Raw genomic sequence first — 16,562 nt, 5'->3', positions numbered from 1 at the left:
TAGCAACACATAACATGGCGTTAGCAAGAAATAAAAAATTAATCCAAGACTTCTCTAAAGTGACCATCTCGCTGGCCTCTCCAGAATCTATTCTGGAAAGATCAAACGGGGAGGTAACGAAGCCTGAAACCATCAACTACAGAACCTACAAGCCAGAGATGGGTGGTTTGTTCTGCGAGCGGATCTTCGGGCCAGTGAAGGACTGGGAGTGCCACTGCGGAAAATACAAGAGAATCCGCTACAAAGGGATTATCTGTGACCGTTGCGGCGTAGAAGTAACGGAGAAAAAAGTGCGTCGTGAGCGCATGGGCCACATTGAACTGGTGGTACCGGTAGCACACATCTGGTACTTCAAGTCGCTGCCAAACAAAATCGGGTATCTGTTAGGCTTACCAACCAAGAAGCTTGATCAGATTATCTATTATGAGCGGTACGTAGTAATCCAGCCAGGTATCTTGGCGGAAGATAACGTGACCACGTTAGACTTCCTGACCGAAGATGAGTATCTGGACATGATTGACAAGCTTCCGCGCGAGAACCAGATGTTGGACAACCATGATCCAAACAAGTTCATCGCCAGAATGGGAGCTGAAGCCCTTCAAATGCTATTGGAGCGCATCAACCTGGATGACCTTTCCTATGACTTGCGTTACTCTGCTGCCCATGAGACTTCTCAGCAGCGGAAAGCAGAAGCGTTGAAGCGTCTACGTGTAGTAGAGGCTTTCCGTGATGCGTCAACCAGAATTGAGAACAAGCCTGAGTGGATGATCATCCGCATGGTGCCAGTGATTCCACCGGAATTGCGTCCATTGGTTCCGTTGGATGGTGGCCGTTTCGCTACGTCTGACTTGAACGACTTATACCGTCGGGTTATCATCCGTAACAACCGTTTAAAGCGTCTGATCGAGATTAAAGCGCCAGAGGTGATTCTCCGTAACGAGAAGCGGATGCTTCAAGAGGCGGTAGACTCCCTGTTTGACAACTCACGTAAAGTGAACGCCGTTCGGGCAGAAGGTAACCGCGCCCTGAAATCCCTTTCTGACATGCTGAAAGGAAAGCAAGGACGTTTCCGTCAGAACTTACTTGGTAAGCGGGTGGATTATTCTGGTCGTTCCGTAATTGTGGTAGGTCCAGAGCTGAAACTACATGAGTGCGGTCTGCCTAAGAACATGGCGGCTGAGCTTTTCAAACCGTTCATCATCCGTAAGCTTATTGAGCGCGGTATTGTGAAGACGGTAAAATCTGCGAAGAAAATCGTAGACCGGAAAGACCCGGTGGTTTGGGATATTTTGGAAAACGTGCTGAAAGGACACCCCGTTCTGTTGAACCGTGCTCCTACGCTCCACAGATTAGGTATTCAGGCTTTTCAGCCGAAACTGATTGAAGGAAAAGCGATTCAGCTACACCCCTTAGTAACCACAGCCTTCAACGCCGACTTTGACGGTGACCAGATGGCGGTACACGTTCCCCTGGGGCCGGCCGCAATCCTGGAAGCCTCTATGTTGATGTTGGCGTCGCACAACATCCTGAACCCTGCCAACGGCGCCCCAATTGCGGTACCTTCTCAGGACATGGTGTTGGGCTTATACTACGTAACCAAAGGCAAGCGCTCTACTGAGAATGAGAAGATTCAAGGGGAGGGTATGTCTTTCTACTCTGCCGAAGAAGTTATCATCGCGATCAACGAAGGCCAGCTTTCCAAGCATGCTTACATTAAGGTGCGGGTGAAAATATTGGATGAGAACAACGAATTAGTAACGAAGCTCATTGAGACCGTTGCCGGTAGAGTGTTGTTCAACCAGTTCGTGCCAGAGGAAGTAGGATACGTAGACGAGCTTCTGTCTAAAAAGAAATTGCAGCAGATCATCTCCCGCGTGTTCAAAGTAACCGGTATGGCGAGAACTGCTCAGTTCCTGGATGATATCAAGACCCTAGGATTCCAGTCGGCTTACAAAGGCGGTCTGTCCATGGGCTTGGGTGACATCGTGATCCCGAAAGAGAAAGATATACTGGTTGGTCAGGCTAAAAAAGATGTAGACGCTGTTTGGGCAAACTACTCTATGGGTCTGATCACGGATAACGAGCGTTACAACCAGGTAATTGATATCTGGACGCGTATCAACAACCAGATCACCGAGACGTTGATGAGCCGCCTTGAGAAAGACGACCAAGGCTTCAACTCCATCTTCATGATGATGCACTCCGGCGCCCGTGGTTCCAGAGAGCAGATCCGTCAGCTAGGTGGTATGCGGGGGCTGATGGCGAAGCCTCAGAAGTCCTTGCAAGGATCAGTAGGGGAGATTATTGAAAACCCAATTCTATCTAACTTCAAAGAAGGTCTGGATGTAATTGAGTACTTTATCTCTACCCACGGTGCTCGTAAAGGTCTGGCCGATACCGCCTTGAAAACGGCGGATGCGGGTTACCTAACCCGTCGTTTAGTGGACGTTTCTCAGGATGTGATCGTAAACGAGGCTGACTGTGGTACCCTGCGGGGGCTTGAGGTAAGCGCCTTGAAAGACAACGAAGATATCGTGGAGTCTCTGTCTGAGCGTATCCTGGGTCGTGTGAACGTGCATGACATCATTGATCCGATCACCGGAGAACTGATCCATGAGTCAGGAAACGAGATCACCGAAGAAGTAGCCAGAATCATTGAGAACTCAGCTATTGAAAGTGTGGAGATTCGTTCAGTTCTTACTTGTGAGACCAAACGCGGTATCTGTGCCAAGTGCTACGGCCGTAACCTTTCAACTGGCCGAATGGTGCAGAAAGGGGAAGCGGTTGGGGTAATCGCAGCACAGTCTATTGGTGAGCCAGGTACGCAGTTAACGCTTCGTACTTTCCACGTAGGTGGTACTGCCTCTAACATTGCGGTAGATGCGGCCATCAGAGCCAAATTCAACGGGGTGATTGAGTTCGAAGATGTTCGGACAATTGAAACCGCGAACGCAGAAGGCGAGCCGGTGAGAGTAGTGATGGGCCGTTCAGGTGAAGTGAAGGTAGTAGAACCTACTACCGGGAAACTACTCATCAGCAACCACGTGCCCTATGGTTCTTTCTTGTTAGTAAACGAAGGAGACACCGTAGCCAAAGGCGATGAGTTGTGTAACTGGGATCCATATAACGCGGTTATTCTTTCTGAGTTTGACGGTACCATTGAGTACGAATCCATTGTGGAAGGCATCACCTTCCGTGAGGAGTCAGATGAGCAGACTGGCCACCGTGAGAAAGTGATCATTGAAACGAAAGATAAGACGAAGAACCCTGCCATTATAATCAACCCAGTCAATGGTGAGCCTAAAACCTACAACATTCCGGTAGGGGCTCACTTAGCCGTGGAAGATGGACAAAGAATCAAAGCAGGTCAGATTATCTCTAAGATCCCACGTGCCATTGGGAAGACCCGTGACATCACGGGTGGTCTGCCACGCGTTACAGAGCTCTTTGAGGCCCGTAACCCGTCTAACCCGGCGGTAGTGAGTGAGATTGATGGTGTAGTGACGTACGGAGGCATAAAACGCGGTAACCGTGAGATCTACATTGAGTCTAAAGACGGTGTGAAGAAGAAGTACATGGTGCCTCTTTCCAAGCACATCCTGGTTCAGGACAATGACTTTGTGCGTGCCGGTGTTCCGCTTTCAGACGGTGCCATCACGCCAAACGACATCCTGAACATCCAAGGCCCTGGTGCCGTGCAGGAATACCTGGTGAACGAGATTCAGGAAGTATACCGTCTGCAGGGTGTGAAGATCAATGACAAACACATTGAAGTAGTGGTTCGGCAGATGATGCAGAAAGTGAACGTGATTGATCCGGGTGATACCAGCTTCCTGGAGAACCAGACGGTGGACAAAGTGACGTTCATGGAAGAGAACGACATGATCATTGACATGAAAGTAGTGGAAGATGCAGGTGATTCAACGGCCATGAAACCAGGTATGATTGTGACGGCGCGTCGTCTGCGCGATGAAAACTCCAGCTTGAAGCGTCGTGACCTTCGTTTGGTAACCGTGCGTGACGCACAGCCAGCGGTGTCAAGACCAACCTTGCAGGGTATTACGCAGGCTTCTTTGGGTACGCAAAGCTTTATCTCGGCAGCTTCCTTCCAGGAGACTACCAAGGTATTGAGCGAAGCCGCCATCAAAGGAAAAGCCGACGAATTACTGGGCTTGAAAGAGAACGTAATCGTGGGTCACTTAATCCCGGCAGGTACCGGCTTGCGCGAGTACTCGAAAATCATTGTAGGCTCCAAAGAAGAGTACGAAGCTCTTACCAGCAGCAGACAATCAGGAGTGAAAGCAGCAAAGCAGGGCGAACTGCAAGAGAAATAAGATGGCCGCCGCAGAACAACCAGGACAGATCAACATTGAGTTGACGGAGGAAATTGCCGAGGGTGAGTACGCAAATCTTGCCATGATCGCACATTCCCACAGTGAATTCGTGATTGATTTCATCAGATTGATGCCCGGGATTCCGAAGGCGAAAGTAAAGTCAAGAGTGGTGATTACTCCAGAGCATGCCAAGCGTTTTTTGGCTGCTTTGGAGGAAAACATCCTAAAGTATGAGCAAAGTTTTGGGGCCATCAAGCAGACGCCGGAAGCCCCAAGCTTTCCGCTCAATTTTGGGGGAACAATTGGCGAAGCCTAAGCCATTAATAATTAATGAATTAAAACTTTGAATTTGCAAAGGAGATTTTATACCTTTGCAAACCATTTTTTGAAGAGAGAAATCAGTTTAAAAAGTTAGTAAATGCCTACTATACAACAATTAGTAAGAAAGGGAAGAGAAGCGCTAACATCAAAGTCTAAGTCTCCAGCTCTTGACTCATGCCCACAAAGACGTGGCGTGTGCACACGCGTTTACACAACCACACCTAAGAAGCCAAACTCAGCAATGAGAAAAGTGGCGCGTGTGCGTTTGACAAACGGTAAAGAAGTCAATGCCTACATCCCAGGTGAAGGCCACAACCTCCAGGAGCACTCTATTGTGCTCATCAGAGGTGGTCGTGTAAAAGACTTGCCAGGGGTAAGATACCACATCATCCGTGGTGCGTTGGATACTGCCGGTGTAAACGGTCGTCTACAGTCCCGTTCTAAATACGGAGCAAAACGTCCTAAACCAGGTCAGCCAGCAGCTGCTGCAGGAAAAGGCGGTAAGAAAAAATAATTGAGTTAAGACAATGAGAAAAGCGAAACCAAAGAAGAGAATTCTTCTTCCTGATCCAAAATACAAAGAAACTCTGGTTACCCGTTTTGTAAACTACCTGATGGTAGACGGGAAAAAGAGTGTGGCATACAAGATTTTTTACGATGCTTGCGATTTAGTGGAGAAAAGAACTAAAGAGAGCGGGTTAGATACCTGGAAAAAAGCATTGAACAACATCATGCCAGGTGTAGAGGTGAAAAGCCGCCGTGTAGGTGGTGCTACTTTCCAGGTACCAACTGAGGTGCGTCCGGATAGAAAGATTTCTCTTGGTATCAAATGGATGATCTCTTACGCTCGCAAGAGAGGTGAGAAGACCATGATGGATAAATTGGCTGGTGAGATTATCGCCGCCGCCAAAGGAGAAGGTGCTGCTGTGAAGAAAAAAGATGATACTCACAGAATGGCGGAAGCCAACAAAGCATTCTCACATTTCAGATTCTAAGAATGGCCAGAGATTTAAAGTACACAAGAAATATTGGGATTGCCGCGCACATTGATGCCGGTAAGACTACTACTACAGAGCGTATTCTCTACTATACTGGAAAGTCACACAAGTTAGGGGAGGTGCATGATGGTGCCGCCACCACAGACTGGATGGAACAGGAGCAGGAAAGAGGGATCACCATTACTTCTGCTGCCGTTACCGTAGACTGGAAATATAGAGGTGAAGATTACCACATCAACATTATTGATACCCCAGGTCACGTTGACTTTACCGTAGAGGTAAACCGTTCCCTGCGGGTGTTGGATGGTCTGGTGTTCTTGTTTAGCGCGGTTGATGGTGTAGAGCCACAGTCTGAAACTAACTGGAGACTTGCCGATAACTACAAAGTAGCCCGTATTGGCTTCGTGAACAAAATGGACCGTTCAGGCGCTGATTTTCTTGCGGTTTGCAAGCAGGTGAAAGAAATGCTGGGCAGCAACGCCGTTGCGCTTCAGTTACCAATTGGTGCGGAAGATGACTTCAAAGGGGTGGTTGACCTGGTAAACTTCAGAGGTATTGAGTGGAATGAGCATGACAAAGGGATGACCTTTAGAGAAGTGCCCATTCCAGAAGATATGATGGAGGAAGCAACAGAGTACCGTGAGAAGTTATTGGAAGCTGTTGCTGATTATGATGAGTCTCTGATGGAGAAATACTTCGATGATCCTGAAACCATCACCGAAGAAGAAATCATGACGGCGTTGCGCAAAGCAACCATTGATTTAGCCATCGTGCCAATGCTTTGCGGTTCTTCTTTCAAAAACAAAGGAGTGCAAACCATGCTGGATTATGTAATGGCCCTTTGCCCATCACCCATGGACAAAGAAAGCATTATAGGAACCAACCCAGACACGGGCGAAGAAATCTCCCGCAAGCCTAGTGAGTCTGAGCCATTTGCAGGCCTGGCCTTCAAAATTGCCACTGACCCTTATGTAGGCCGTCTTTGCTTTGTGCGGGCTTACTCTGGTGTGCTGGAGTCTGGCTCATACGTGTACAATACCCGTTCAAATAACAAAGAGCGTATCTCCCGTATCTTCCAGATGCACGCCAACAAGCAGAACCAAATCGAAAGATTGTCTGCCGGTGACATTGGTGCGGTAGTAGGCTTCAAAGATATCAAGACCGGTGACACGCTTTGTGACCAAAACGCGAAAATCGTCTTGGAATCTATGGATTTCCCAGAACCGGTTATTGGATATGCCATTGAGCCTAAAACTCAGGCTGACTCTGATAAAATGGGTATGGCTATTGCCAAACTGATTGAAGAAGATCCAACGCTTCAGGTGAACACTGATGAGGAAACTGGTCAGACCATCTTGAGAGGAATGGGCGAGCTTCACCTGGAGATCATCATTGACCGGATGAAGCGCGAGTTCAAGGTAGAATTGAACCAGGGCGCTCCTCAGGTAGCTTACAAAGAAACCATCACCAAAGCTGTGGAGCACCGCGAGGTGTACAAGAAGCAGTCTGGTGGACGTGGTAAGTTCGCTGACATCGTGTTCAACATGGGGCCACGTGAAGATGGTAAGCAAGGCCTTGAGTTTGAGAATGGCATTGTAGGTGGTGTGATTCCAAGAGAATTCATTCCGGCTATCCAGAAAGGCTTCGAAGAAGCCATGAAAAATGGTATCCTGGCCGGGTTCCCGGTAGACTCCATGAAAGTGCGTTTATTCCACGGTTCTTTCCACGATGTTGACTCTGACGCTCTATCCTTTGAATTAGCCGCCCGTGCAGGCTTCAAAGAGGCAGGTAAACAGTGTGGGCCCAAACTTCTTGAACCCATCATGGCAGTAGACGTAGTGACTCCAGATGAGTACACAGGTCCGGTAACTGGTGACTTGAACAGAAGAAGAGGTCTCATGAAAGGGATGGATACCAAGGGTACTTCAACGGTAGTAAAAGCAGATGTACCTTTGTCTGAACTGTTTGGTTATGTAACTGACTTACGTACCATCACCTCAGGACGCGCCACTGCTTCACTTACCTTCTCTCATTATGAGCAAGTGCCGCAGAACATGGCAGATGGCATCATCGCAAAAATTAAAGGAACAGCGAAATAGTTGAAATAGAATGAATCAAAAGATCAGAATCAAACTGAAATCTTACGATCACAATCTGGTTGATAAATCATCAGAGAAAATCGTGAAAGCGGTAAAAGCGACTGGTGCGATCGTAAGTGGTCCCATTCCTTTGCCAACCGAAAAAGATATCTTCACTGTTTTACGTTCACCGCACGTGAACAAAAAAGCAAGAGAGCAATTCCAACTTTGCACCTATAAAAGATTGGTAGATATCTATTCTACTTCATCTAAAACGGTAGATGCCTTGATGAAACTTGAATTACCAAGTGGCGTTGATGTTGAAATCAAAGTTTGATAAAACAGCTTACTCAGAAAAGGGAGAGGGAAACCTCTCCCTTTTTTTATGCAGAAAGAAGGCGGTTGTTTTTGATGTTTTTTTTGCAAAAACGCACGTGAAACCGGCGGATCATGATTTTACAGAAAGAACCTGTTTAGAGTTTTTTAGCAGGTCTTTTTTGTTCCAAACATCAGCAATTCCCCTGGGCATAGCCCACAGATGCCTCCCGTTTAAGGGCTGTTTTCTGTAAAACAGGCTCTAAACAGAAATCTCCTTAAGAAGGCGAACCCATGCAAACGCTTTCGCTAGCCATGGTTCTGAGACTCTAAACAGCCTCAAAGTATAAAAGAGAAGATCTCTTTTAGAGCACGGGGCCTGTTTAGGATTTTTCATCAATGGCTTTCAGCGCAATTCCTCTGACGCCTGCGTTCACCTGAGTTGTCGTTTTTGGGCTACTTTTATAAAAACAGGCCCAGAACTCTAAGCGGTTCTTCCAGGTTTGAAATTCGTTTTTGCCGCGTATAAGCTGAATTCCAAAAAGGTTTTTAAGGCTAATTTTAGGAAAAGAGACCGAAAACAGAAAATAGAAGGGAATTATTTGTGATGATTGAAAGTTAACCACCTGCCCGTGAGTGAGCTGCTGGAGGATACAAGCATGAAAATCCATTAGTATCTGAAAACAAATAATTTAGGAGTGCTTGTAAAATAAAAATTAAATATGGAACTTTGCACTCCCGAAAAGAGCCCTAGGGCTTATAATATTAATTGTTTAAATAAAAAAGTAGAATGCCTGGAATTATCGGTAAAAAAATCGGAATGACAAGCCTCTTCACTCCTGAAGGGAAGAGCGTGGCCTGTACTTTGATTCAAGCAGGACCATGCGTAGTAACTCAGGTTAAGACGCAGGAAACAGACGGCTATACCGCCGTTCAGCTTGGGTACGGAGAGAAGAAGGTTAAAAGAACAACCAAAGCGCTTGCGGGTCACTTCGCTAAAGCCAACACCACTGCCAAGAAGAAATTGGTTGAGTTCAGATTAGATGACACCGCCTCTTATGCCTTAGGTGACGAAGTGAATGTGACATCTTTTGAAGAAGGTGAATTTGTTGATGTAGTAGGTACCTCAAAAGGGAAAGGTTTCCAAGGCGTTGTGAAGCGCTATAACTTTGCCGGTGTTGGTGGGCAGACGCACGGTCAGCACAACAGAGCAAGACACCCCGGTTCCATTGGAGCCTGCTCATGGCCATCAAGGGTATTCAAAGGAATGCGCATGGCTGGTAGAATGGGCGGTGACCGCGTGAAGGTTCAAAACCTGCGCATCCTGCGCGTTATGCCAGAGCAGAATTTACTTGTAGTTAGCGGTTCTATCCCAGGCGCTAAAAATTCATTTATTGTAGTTGAGAAATAAGATGGAGCTATCAGTTTTCAATAGTAAAGGGGAAGATACCGGAAGGAAAGTAACCCTTCCAGAGTCGGTGTTCGGCGTTGAGCCAAATGAGCACGCGATGTATCTTGATGTAAAGCAATACCTGGCAAACCAACGCCAAGGTACCCACAAATCAAAAGAGCGTGCCGAGGTAGCTGGTTCAACCAAAAAGATCAAACGTCAAAAAGGTACTGGTGGAGCGAGAGCTGGCTCTTTGAAATCACCAGTATTCGTAGGCGGAGGTCGCGTGTTTGGGCCAAGACCAAGAAACTATAGCTTTAAATTGAACAAGAAACTGAAGTCTTTAGCAAGATTATCAGCTCTTTCTCAATTAGTAAAAGATGAGCGTCTGGTGTTAGTAGATACCATTGCCATAGATACTCCAAAAACAAAGAGCTTCGCTGCCATCCTGCAAGGGTTAAAGGTAGGCACCAGAAAGACATTGATCGTAACGAAAGAGGTTGATACCAATGTGGTTCTGTCCAGCAGAAACCTGCCAAAGGTAAAAGTGTCTACTCCCGGTGCTTTGACAACGTATGATTTGTTGAACGCAGACAAAGTAGTTTGTTTAGAGGAATCTCTTTCTGTTTTTGAAGAAATTTACACATCGAAATAATGAGTATCCTGAAAAGACCATTATTAACCGAGAAGCTGACTGCTTTGAACGAAGTAGGTAAATATGCTTTCGAGGTTGATAGAAAAGCGAATAAGATTGAGATCAAGAAAGCGATCCAATCACGTTACGGTGTAACGGTAGAGAAAATCTCTACTATGAGAACCCAAGGAAAATTGAAGTCTCGCAACACCAAGTCTGGTGTGGTAACCGGACGTACAGTATCCTCTAAGAAGGCGATTGTTACTTTGAAAGCAGGGGAAGTAATCGATTTCTATAGCGGAATATAAGCAACTAATAGAATGGCATTAAGAAAACTAAGACCGACAACACCAGGTCAAAGATTTAGAGTAGCGCCTGCCTTCACTGAAATCACGAAGAGCGAGCCTGAGAAATCTTTGTTGGCATCCAAGAAAAAATCTGGTGGACGCAACGATTCAGGAAGAATGACCATGCGCTATACCGGTGGTGGTCACAAACAAAAATTCCGTATCATCGACTTCAAGAGAACGAAGTACGGGGTTCCTGCAACGGTGAAAGCAATTGAGTACGATCCAAACAGAACAGCACGCATTGCCTTGTTGTTCTACGCAGATGGTGAAAAAGCTTACATCATTGCTCCTGCAGGCTTGGCTGTAGATTCTACTGTAGTATCAGGCCCTGGTGTGGCCCCAGAAGTAGGGAACGCGTTGCCGTTAACTGATATTCCACTAGGTACAATCGTTCACAACATTGAATTAGCTCCTGGCCAAGGTGCAGTTCTGGCAAGAAGTGCAGGTTCTTATGCGCAGCTGGTAGCCCGTGAAGGCCGTTACGCTACGTTGAAATTACCTTCCGGCGAAATGAGAATGGTACTGGTAAACTGTATGGCTACCGTAGGTACTGTTTCTAACGCAGACCACATGAACGTGAAGCTTGGTAAAGCCGGACGTAGCAGATGGATGGGTATTAGACCAAGAGTAAGAGGTGTTGCCATGAACCCAGTAGATCACCCAATGGGTGGTGGTGAAGGTAAATCTTCTGGTGGTCACCCAAGATCACGCAAAGGTCTGTACGCAAAAGGTAAGAAGACCAGAAACAAAAATAAATTCTCTGAGAACCTGATTGTTAATAGAAGGAAGAAATAAGTAATGGCAAGATCATTAAAAAAAGGGCCTTATATTGACTACAGGCTCGATAGAAAAGTGCAGACGATGGATGAGTCTGGGAAAAAGGCAGTAATCAAAACCTGGTCACGCCGTTCCATGATCTCTCCAGATTTCGTAGGTCATACGTTTGCTGTACACAACGGGAATAAGTTTATTCCGGTGTATGTAACAGAAAACATGGTAGGTCACAAATTAGGCGAATTCGCTCCTACCCGAAACTTCAGAGGCCATATTGCTAAGAAAGATAAAGGTAAAAGATAATGGAAGCGGTTGCGAAATTAAATAATGTGCCAAGCTCACCGCGTAAGATGAGGCTGGTAGCGAACTTGATCCGCGGTAAAAGAGTTACCCAGGCGTTAGGTTTACTGAAATTTACTCCAAATGCTGGCGCTCCAAAACTGGAGAAACTTCTTTTATCTGCTTTATCTAACTGGCAAGCAGCAAATGAAGATGCCCGCATTGAAGATGCTAATCTATATATTAAAGAGATTAGAGTAGATGAAGGAAAGATGCTGAAGCGCTTGCGTCCTGCTCCTCAGGGCCGTGGCCACAGAATCAGAAAGAGATCTAACCACGTAACACTTGTGATTGATTCTAAAGTGGAAGTGGAGACAGTTGAAACATCTACCTCTAACGAAGCCAAATAGTTAAAATGGGACAAAAAGTTAATCCAGTAGGCCTAAGACTAGGTATTGTTAAAGGCTGGGACTCTAATTGGTTCGGAGGAAAGGATTTCGCTGATAAACTGATCGAAGACGAGAAGATCCGTAAATACATCCTTGCCCGTATTCCAAAAGGAGGTATTTCCAAAATCATCATCGAAAGAACACTTAAAAGGATCACCATCACCATTAACACTGCCCGTCCAGGCGTGGTTATTGGAAAAGGTGGTGCTGAGGTTGATAAGATCAAAGAAGAGCTGAAGAAAATCACCAACAAAGATGTTCAGATTAACATCTTCGAAATTAAACGTCCAGAACTGGACGCTAAATTGGTGGGTGAATCAGTGGCGCAACAATTGCAAGCGCGTATCTCTTTCAGAAGAGCTATGAAACAAGCAATTGCTTCTGCTTTGAGAGTTGGTGCTGAAGGTATCAAAATTCAAGTATCAGGTCGTTTAGGCGGTGCTGAGATGGCTCGTACAGAGCACTACAAAGAAGGACGTACTCCTTTGCATACTTTGAGAGCTGATATTGATTATGCTTTATCAGAAGCTCAGACCGTGTACGGTAAACTGGGTATCAAAGTGTGGATCTTCAAGGGAGAAGTATTCGGTAAGCGTGACTTATCTCCTAATGCAGGTCAACAAAGTGGTGGTCAATCTGCAGGCCCTCGCAACGAAAGAGGCGAGAGAGGTGGCAATGACCGCGGCGACCGTAGAGACAACAACCGCAACAAGCGTCCTGGTGATTCCAACCAAAAGCGCGGCGGGGGTGGACCTAACAAGCGCAAGTAGTTGTTCAACTTTTAGGAATTTAAGAAATGTTACAGCCGAAAAGAACTAAATATAGAAAGATGCAAAAAGGACGGGTAACCGGCCTGGCGCACAGAGGGAGCACCATTTCCTTTGGATCTTTCGCCATCAAATCATTAGAAGCCTCTTGGATCACCGCTCGCCAGATTGAGGCAGCTCGTATCGCGATGACGCGCGCTATGAAACGGGAAGGCCAAGTATGGATTCGTATTTTCCCTGACAAACCTATCACTAAAAAGCCTGCAGAGGTTCGGATGGGTAAGGGTAAAGGATCTCCAGAGTACTGGGTAGCCGTAGTGAAACCAGGTACCATCATGTTTGAATCTGATGGCGTGACGCTAGAAGTAGCTCAAGAGTCTTTACGACTGGCTGCTCAAAAGCTTCCAGTGAGAACTAAGTTTGTAGTACGTAGAGATTACGTTGAGAAATAGTCATGAAACAGTCAGAAATCAAAGCTCTTTCACTTAATGAAGTGAAAGAGCAACTTTCAACCGAGAGAAACAACTTAGTGAACTTGAAGTTTGCTCACGCTATCTCTCCGCTTGAGAATCCATCCAGAATTAAGATTACAAGAAAAACCATCGCCAGACTAGAAACGCAACTGCGCTCTCTAGAGCTCAATGGCTAAAATAGAAAACCATGGAGACGAGAAATCTAAGAAAAGAAAAAACTGGACGCGTGGTTAGTAACAAGATGGAGAAATCCATTACTGTTATTGTGGAAAGCAAAGTAAAACACCCTATTTACGGGAAGTTTGTTACCAAGTCCAAGAAGTTCATGGCACATGATGAGAACAACGAGTGCGGTATAGGTGATACTGTGCGCATCATGGAAACCAGACCTTTGAGCAAGAACAAGTGCTGGCGCTTAATTGAAATCGTAGAAAGAGCTAAATAAGATGATACAACAAGAATCAAGACTTACTGTTGCTGATAACAGCGGAGCAAAAGAGGTTCTGTGCATCCGGGTACTGGGTGGAACAGGAAAAAAATACGCCTCTGTTGGTGATAAAATTGTTGTTACCGTAAAATCTGCTCTTTCCTCAGGAAACGTAAAAAAGGGAACTGTTCACAAAGCTGTGATTGTTCGCACCAAGAAAGAGGTACGTCGTAAAGATGGATCTTATATTCGTTTTGATGATAACGCCGCGGTGTTATTGAACAACAACGATGAGCCACGTGGTACGCGTATCTTTGGGCCAGTTGCCCGTGAGTTGCGCGAAAGACAGTTTATGAAAATTGTTTCTTTGGCTCCTGAAGTAATATAAACACGAGAAGAGAAAACAAGATGTCAAAGCATAAACTTCATGTGAAGAAAGGCGACACTGTGAAAGTGATCGCTGGTGATGATAAAGGGAAAACTGGTACTGTAACTTCTGTGCTCACAGACAAGCAAAAGGTTGTGGTTGAAGGTTTGAACCTGGTATCTAAACACCAAAAGCCAAGCGCTAATAATCCTAACGGTGGTATCGTTAAGTTGGAAGCTCCCATTCATGCAAGCAATGTGATGTTGGTAGAACCTGCTACAAATGTTGCCACAAGAACTGGTAAGAAGCTGAACGACGATGGTAAGCTTCAACGTTATTCCAAAAAAACTGGAAACTTAATCTAACATGGCAGCTAGACTAAAAGATAAATATTCAAAGGAGATTGTGCCTGCATTGAAAGAGAAATTTCAATACAAGAGCATAATGCAAGTGCCTAAGATTACCAAAATCAGCATTAACAGAGGTATTGGTAATGCCGTGGCAGATAAGAAGCTAGTTGACATTGGAGTTGATGAACTTACTATCATTGCAGGTCAGAAAGCAGTACAAACCAAAGCTAAAAACTCTATCTCTAACTTCAAGTTGAGAGAAGGAATGCCCATTGGTGCCCGCGTGACCTTGCGTGGGGAGAAGATGTACGAGTTCCTGGATCGTTTGGTAACAATTGCACTTCCAAGGGTACGTGACTTTAAAGGTATCAGCGATAAAGGTTTTGACGGACGTGGTAACTATACCTTAGGGGTAAAAGAGCAAATCATCTTCCCTGAGATCAGCATTGACAAGATTAAGTCTATTGCTGGTATGGACATCACTTTTGTCACCACTGCTTCTACAGACGAAGAAAGCCTTGAGTTATTGAAAGGTTTTGGTTTACCATTCGCAAATTTAAAGAAATAAGAAAATGGCTAAAGAATCAGCGAAAGCAAGAGAGCTTAAGAGACAAAAGTTAGTTGCCAAGTTTGCAACTAAAAGAGCTCAGTTAAAAGCTGCTGGCGATTACGAAGCTCTAGATAAGTTGCCAAAAGATGCTTCTCCAGTTCGGTTGCACAACAGATGCAAATTAACCGGGCGTCCAAGAGGCTATATGAGAAAGTTTGGCATCTCTCGCGTTACATTCAGAGAGATGGCTTCTGCCGGCAAGATTCCTGGGGTAACGAAGGCTAGTTGGTAATTATTACTCCTATCATTATTATAGTTAGGAAAACATTAGTATCTTTGCGGCTCCTTAAAAAGAGCGGAATCTAAAATTATAGTCTAATGCATTCAGATCCGATAGCAGATTATTTAACTAGACTACGGAATGCCATCAAGGCAAATCACCGGGTAGTTGAAATTCCGGCTAGCAATATCAAAAAGGAATTAACCAAGGTTCTATACGAGAAAGGTTATATCCAGAGTTACAAGTTCGATGATAGTTCAGTTCAGGGTTCCATCAAGATTGCCTTGAAGTATGATCCAGCAACCAAGCAGTCTGCTATCGTGAAGCTTGAGAGAGTCAGTAAGCCGGGACTCCGTAAATATGTGCATCTTGATGAGATGCCACGTGTGTTGAATGGATATGGCGTAGCCATCCTGTCAACCTCCAAAGGTGTCATCACAGACAAAGAGGCCAAAGGCCTTAATGTAGGTGGTGAAGTATTGTGTTACGTGTATTAAGTAAGAAGATATGTCGCGGATAGGAAAACTGCCAATCACGCTCCCACAAGGTGTAGAGGTGTTGGTTAACCAGGATAACCTGGTTACAGTGAAAGGGCCTAAAGGATCTCTTTCTTCACAAGTTGATACGGACATAACTGTTGCTATAGAGGATGGGGTACTTACCGTAACTCGTCCAACAGAGCAAAAAAGACACAAAGCACTACATGGTTTGTATCGTTCTATCATCAACAACATGATTGTTGGGGTTAGCACAGGGTATAAGCTTTCTTTGGAATTGGTAGGGGTTGGTTTCAAAGCCACTACCGTAGGCCAGAATTTAGAGCTTGCGTTAGGTTATTCACACAACATTTACGTGGGTTTACCTCCTGAGATTTCTGCAGTAGCAGTAACCGAGAAAGGTAAAGCTCCTCTAATTACCTTAGAGGGTATCGATAAGCAGTTAATTGGTCAGGTAGCTGCCAAAATCCGGTCATTACGGAAAGTTGAGCCTTACAAAGGCAAAGGTATTCGTTTCGTGGGTGAGGTTGTTAGAAGAAAAGCTGGTAAAACTGCTTCTAAATAAGAAAGAAAATGGCATTCGATAAAGCAAAAAGAAGACTGAGAATTCGTCGCAGCATCCGTAACAAGGTGTCTGGTACAGCTCAGCGTCCCCGTCTGTCTGTCTTCAGAAGCAATAAGTTTATTTATGCGCAGCTGATTGATGATGTGAATGGTGTTACATTAGCAAGTTCTTCCTCTTCTGTAAGTGAAGGCGGAGTCACTGGAACCAAGAGTGAATCATCTTCTTCGGTAGGACGTGACATTGCAGCTAAAGCTTTGGAACAAGGTATTACCGAAGTTGTATTCGACAGAGGTGGTTATCTGTACCATGGTCGTGTTAAATCATTAGCAGAAGGGGCTCGCGAAGCGGGTCTAAAATTCTAAGA

The 16,562-nt window shown here is 45.4% G+C and carries 24 protein-coding genes; 23 read left to right on the top strand and 1 reads right to left on the bottom strand.

Annotated elements, in window-relative coordinates:
- Positions 1-14 precede the first annotated feature (14 nt).
- The 6 genes from rpoC (at position 15) to rpsJ (ending at position 8,068) form a co-directional block, all read left to right on the top strand.
- Positions 15-4,334, top strand: a complete 4,320-nt coding sequence (gene rpoC, locus HHO50_RS03310; RefSeq protein WP_181304578.1) for a DNA-directed RNA polymerase subunit beta' — start codon at positions 15-17, stop codon at positions 4,332-4,334.
- 1 nt (position 4,335) lies between these two features.
- A complete protein-coding gene (locus HHO50_RS03305; protein WP_181304577.1) occupies positions 4,336-4,650 on the top strand; it encodes a DUF3467 domain-containing protein in 315 nt (104 codons plus the stop codon).
- Positions 4,651-4,752: 102 nt separating this feature from the next.
- Positions 4,753-5,169, top strand: a complete 417-nt coding sequence (gene rpsL, locus HHO50_RS03300) for a 30S ribosomal protein S12 (protein WP_048919295.1) — start codon at positions 4,753-4,755, stop codon at positions 5,167-5,169.
- Positions 5,170-5,182: 13 nt separating this feature from the next.
- Positions 5,183-5,650 carry a 30S ribosomal protein S7 gene (rpsG, locus tag HHO50_RS03295; protein WP_066832334.1) on the top strand — a complete coding sequence of 156 codons (468 nt, stop codon included), beginning with the start codon at positions 5,183-5,185 and terminating at the stop codon, positions 5,648-5,650.
- Positions 5,651-5,652: 2 nt separating this feature from the next.
- Positions 5,653-7,752 (top strand): elongation factor G, encoded by a 2,100-nt coding sequence (gene fusA, locus HHO50_RS03290; RefSeq protein ID WP_181304576.1) that lies wholly within the window; start codon positions 5,653-5,655, stop codon positions 7,750-7,752.
- Between the two features lie 10 nt (positions 7,753-7,762).
- Positions 7,763-8,068, top strand: a complete 306-nt coding sequence (gene rpsJ / locus HHO50_RS03285) for a 30S ribosomal protein S10 (protein WP_048919298.1) — start codon at positions 7,763-7,765, stop codon at positions 8,066-8,068.
- Between the two features lie 361 nt (positions 8,069-8,429).
- Here rpsJ and HHO50_RS03280 read toward each other — a convergent pair whose 3' ends face one another.
- The gene (locus tag HHO50_RS03280; RefSeq protein WP_181304575.1) at positions 8,430-8,717 is read right to left on the bottom strand and encodes a hypothetical protein; all 288 of its coding nucleotides are present in this window, start codon (positions 8,715-8,717) and stop codon (positions 8,430-8,432) included.
- 119 nt (positions 8,718-8,836) lie between these two features.
- Between HHO50_RS03280 and rplC the strand changes: the two genes are divergently transcribed.
- The 17 genes from rplC to rplR all read left to right on the top strand — a co-directional run bounded on the left by rplC (position 8,837) and on the right by rplR (position 16,560).
- A complete protein-coding gene (gene rplC, locus HHO50_RS03275; protein ID WP_181304574.1) occupies positions 8,837-9,457 on the top strand; it encodes a 50S ribosomal protein L3 in 621 nt (206 codons plus the stop codon).
- 1 nt (position 9,458) lies between these two features.
- Positions 9,459-10,091 (top strand): 50S ribosomal protein L4, encoded by a 633-nt coding sequence (gene rplD / locus HHO50_RS03270; RefSeq protein WP_181304573.1) that lies wholly within the window; start codon positions 9,459-9,461, stop codon positions 10,089-10,091.
- Positions 10,091-10,378, top strand: coding sequence for a 50S ribosomal protein L23 (rplW, locus tag HHO50_RS03265; protein ID WP_123127728.1), 288 nt, complete (start codon positions 10,091-10,093; stop codon positions 10,376-10,378). Before rplD ends, rplW begins: the two co-directional genes overlap by 1 nt.
- Before the next feature lie 12 nt (positions 10,379-10,390).
- Positions 10,391-11,215: a 50S ribosomal protein L2 gene (rplB, locus tag HHO50_RS03260; protein WP_181304572.1), complete on the top strand. Its 825-nt coding sequence runs from the start codon at positions 10,391-10,393 to the stop codon at positions 11,213-11,215.
- 3 nt (positions 11,216-11,218) lie between these two features.
- Positions 11,219-11,497 (top strand): 30S ribosomal protein S19, encoded by a 279-nt coding sequence (gene rpsS / locus HHO50_RS03255; RefSeq protein ID WP_048919303.1) that lies wholly within the window; start codon positions 11,219-11,221, stop codon positions 11,495-11,497.
- Positions 11,497-11,883, top strand: coding sequence for a 50S ribosomal protein L22 (gene rplV / locus HHO50_RS03250; protein WP_062543983.1), 387 nt, complete (start codon positions 11,497-11,499; stop codon positions 11,881-11,883). Before rpsS ends, rplV begins: the two co-directional genes overlap by 1 nt.
- Positions 11,884-11,888: 5 nt before the next feature.
- Entirely contained in the window at positions 11,889-12,692 is an 804-nt protein-coding gene (rpsC, locus tag HHO50_RS03245; RefSeq protein WP_181304571.1) for a 30S ribosomal protein S3, read from the top strand.
- Between the two features lie 26 nt (positions 12,693-12,718).
- Positions 12,719-13,141: a 50S ribosomal protein L16 gene (gene rplP / locus HHO50_RS03240; protein ID WP_181304570.1), complete on the top strand. Its 423-nt coding sequence runs from the start codon at positions 12,719-12,721 to the stop codon at positions 13,139-13,141.
- Positions 13,142-13,143: 2 nt separating this feature from the next.
- Complete coding sequence (rpmC, locus tag HHO50_RS03235) at positions 13,144-13,338, top strand: 50S ribosomal protein L29 (RefSeq protein ID WP_181304569.1); 195 nt, start codon at positions 13,144-13,146, stop codon at positions 13,336-13,338.
- An 11-nt stretch (positions 13,339-13,349) separates the two neighbouring features.
- Positions 13,350-13,607 (top strand): 30S ribosomal protein S17, encoded by a 258-nt coding sequence (rpsQ, locus tag HHO50_RS03230; protein ID WP_123127723.1) that lies wholly within the window; start codon positions 13,350-13,352, stop codon positions 13,605-13,607.
- Between the two features lies 1 nt (position 13,608).
- On the top strand, positions 13,609-13,977 hold the full coding sequence (rplN, locus tag HHO50_RS03225; protein WP_123127722.1) for a 50S ribosomal protein L14: 369 nt from the start codon (positions 13,609-13,611) through the stop codon (positions 13,975-13,977).
- A 20-nt stretch (positions 13,978-13,997) separates the two neighbouring features.
- Positions 13,998-14,321, top strand: coding sequence for a 50S ribosomal protein L24 (gene rplX, locus HHO50_RS03220; protein ID WP_181304568.1), 324 nt, complete (start codon positions 13,998-14,000; stop codon positions 14,319-14,321).
- 1 nt (position 14,322) lies between these two features.
- The gene (rplE, locus tag HHO50_RS03215; protein ID WP_181304567.1) at positions 14,323-14,874 is read left to right on the top strand and encodes a 50S ribosomal protein L5; all 552 of its coding nucleotides are present in this window, start codon (positions 14,323-14,325) and stop codon (positions 14,872-14,874) included.
- A 4-nt stretch (positions 14,875-14,878) separates the two neighbouring features.
- Positions 14,879-15,148 carry a 30S ribosomal protein S14 gene (gene rpsN, locus HHO50_RS03210; protein WP_181304566.1) on the top strand — a complete coding sequence of 90 codons (270 nt, stop codon included), beginning with the start codon at positions 14,879-14,881 and terminating at the stop codon, positions 15,146-15,148.
- Positions 15,149-15,234: 86 nt separating this feature from the next.
- On the top strand, positions 15,235-15,633 hold the full coding sequence (rpsH, locus tag HHO50_RS03205; protein WP_062543992.1) for a 30S ribosomal protein S8: 399 nt from the start codon (positions 15,235-15,237) through the stop codon (positions 15,631-15,633).
- Positions 15,634-15,643: 10 nt separating this feature from the next.
- A complete protein-coding gene (gene rplF, locus HHO50_RS03200; RefSeq protein WP_181304565.1) occupies positions 15,644-16,198 on the top strand; it encodes a 50S ribosomal protein L6 in 555 nt (184 codons plus the stop codon).
- A gap of 8 nt (positions 16,199-16,206) precedes the next feature.
- Positions 16,207-16,560 carry a 50S ribosomal protein L18 gene (gene rplR / locus HHO50_RS03195; RefSeq protein WP_181304564.1) on the top strand — a complete coding sequence of 118 codons (354 nt, stop codon included), beginning with the start codon at positions 16,207-16,209 and terminating at the stop codon, positions 16,558-16,560.
- Positions 16,561-16,562: the final 2 nt, after the last annotated feature.

This window comes from Rufibacter sp. XAAS-G3-1 (assembly GCF_013623775.1).
Taxonomy (GTDB): domain Bacteria; phylum Bacteroidota; class Bacteroidia; order Cytophagales; family Hymenobacteraceae; genus Nibribacter.
Note: the sequence above shows the minus strand (reverse complement) of the source record. Positions and strands in the feature narration are given on the sequence as shown.

What these genes read in the sequence shown, in the direction of transcription:
- rpoC (WP_181304578.1), top strand. Translation starts at nt 15, where the DNA reads ATGGCGTTAGCAAGAAATAAAAAATTAATCCAAGACTTCTCTAAAGTG.
- HHO50_RS03305 (WP_181304577.1), top strand. Translation starts at nt 4,336, where the DNA reads ATGGCCGCCGCAGAACAACCAGGACAGATCAACATTGAGTTGACGGAG.
- rpsL (WP_048919295.1), top strand. Translation starts at nt 4,753, where the DNA reads ATGCCTACTATACAACAATTAGTAAGAAAGGGAAGAGAAGCGCTAACA.
- rpsG (WP_066832334.1), top strand. Translation starts at nt 5,183, where the DNA reads ATGAGAAAAGCGAAACCAAAGAAGAGAATTCTTCTTCCTGATCCAAAA.
- fusA (WP_181304576.1), top strand. Translation starts at nt 5,653, where the DNA reads ATGGCCAGAGATTTAAAGTACACAAGAAATATTGGGATTGCCGCGCAC.
- rpsJ (WP_048919298.1), top strand. Translation starts at nt 7,763, where the DNA reads ATGAATCAAAAGATCAGAATCAAACTGAAATCTTACGATCACAATCTG.
- HHO50_RS03280 (WP_181304575.1), bottom strand. Translation starts at nt 8,717, where the DNA reads ATGGATTTTCATGCTTGTATCCTCCAGCAGCTCACTCACGGGCAGGTG.
- rplC (WP_181304574.1), top strand. Translation starts at nt 8,837, where the DNA reads ATGCCTGGAATTATCGGTAAAAAAATCGGAATGACAAGCCTCTTCACT.
- rplD (WP_181304573.1), top strand. Translation starts at nt 9,459, where the DNA reads ATGGAGCTATCAGTTTTCAATAGTAAAGGGGAAGATACCGGAAGGAAA.
- rplW (WP_123127728.1), top strand. Translation starts at nt 10,091, where the DNA reads ATGAGTATCCTGAAAAGACCATTATTAACCGAGAAGCTGACTGCTTTG.
- rplB (WP_181304572.1), top strand. Translation starts at nt 10,391, where the DNA reads ATGGCATTAAGAAAACTAAGACCGACAACACCAGGTCAAAGATTTAGA.
- rpsS (WP_048919303.1), top strand. Translation starts at nt 11,219, where the DNA reads ATGGCAAGATCATTAAAAAAAGGGCCTTATATTGACTACAGGCTCGAT.
- rplV (WP_062543983.1), top strand. Translation starts at nt 11,497, where the DNA reads ATGGAAGCGGTTGCGAAATTAAATAATGTGCCAAGCTCACCGCGTAAG.
- rpsC (WP_181304571.1), top strand. Translation starts at nt 11,889, where the DNA reads ATGGGACAAAAAGTTAATCCAGTAGGCCTAAGACTAGGTATTGTTAAA.
- rplP (WP_181304570.1), top strand. Translation starts at nt 12,719, where the DNA reads ATGTTACAGCCGAAAAGAACTAAATATAGAAAGATGCAAAAAGGACGG.
- rpmC (WP_181304569.1), top strand. Translation starts at nt 13,144, where the DNA reads ATGAAACAGTCAGAAATCAAAGCTCTTTCACTTAATGAAGTGAAAGAG.
- rpsQ (WP_123127723.1), top strand. Translation starts at nt 13,350, where the DNA reads ATGGAGACGAGAAATCTAAGAAAAGAAAAAACTGGACGCGTGGTTAGT.
- rplN (WP_123127722.1), top strand. Translation starts at nt 13,609, where the DNA reads ATGATACAACAAGAATCAAGACTTACTGTTGCTGATAACAGCGGAGCA.
- rplX (WP_181304568.1), top strand. Translation starts at nt 13,998, where the DNA reads ATGTCAAAGCATAAACTTCATGTGAAGAAAGGCGACACTGTGAAAGTG.
- rplE (WP_181304567.1), top strand. Translation starts at nt 14,323, where the DNA reads ATGGCAGCTAGACTAAAAGATAAATATTCAAAGGAGATTGTGCCTGCA.
- rpsN (WP_181304566.1), top strand. Translation starts at nt 14,879, where the DNA reads ATGGCTAAAGAATCAGCGAAAGCAAGAGAGCTTAAGAGACAAAAGTTA.
- rpsH (WP_062543992.1), top strand. Translation starts at nt 15,235, where the DNA reads ATGCATTCAGATCCGATAGCAGATTATTTAACTAGACTACGGAATGCC.
- rplF (WP_181304565.1), top strand. Translation starts at nt 15,644, where the DNA reads ATGTCGCGGATAGGAAAACTGCCAATCACGCTCCCACAAGGTGTAGAG.
- rplR (WP_181304564.1), top strand. Translation starts at nt 16,207, where the DNA reads ATGGCATTCGATAAAGCAAAAAGAAGACTGAGAATTCGTCGCAGCATC.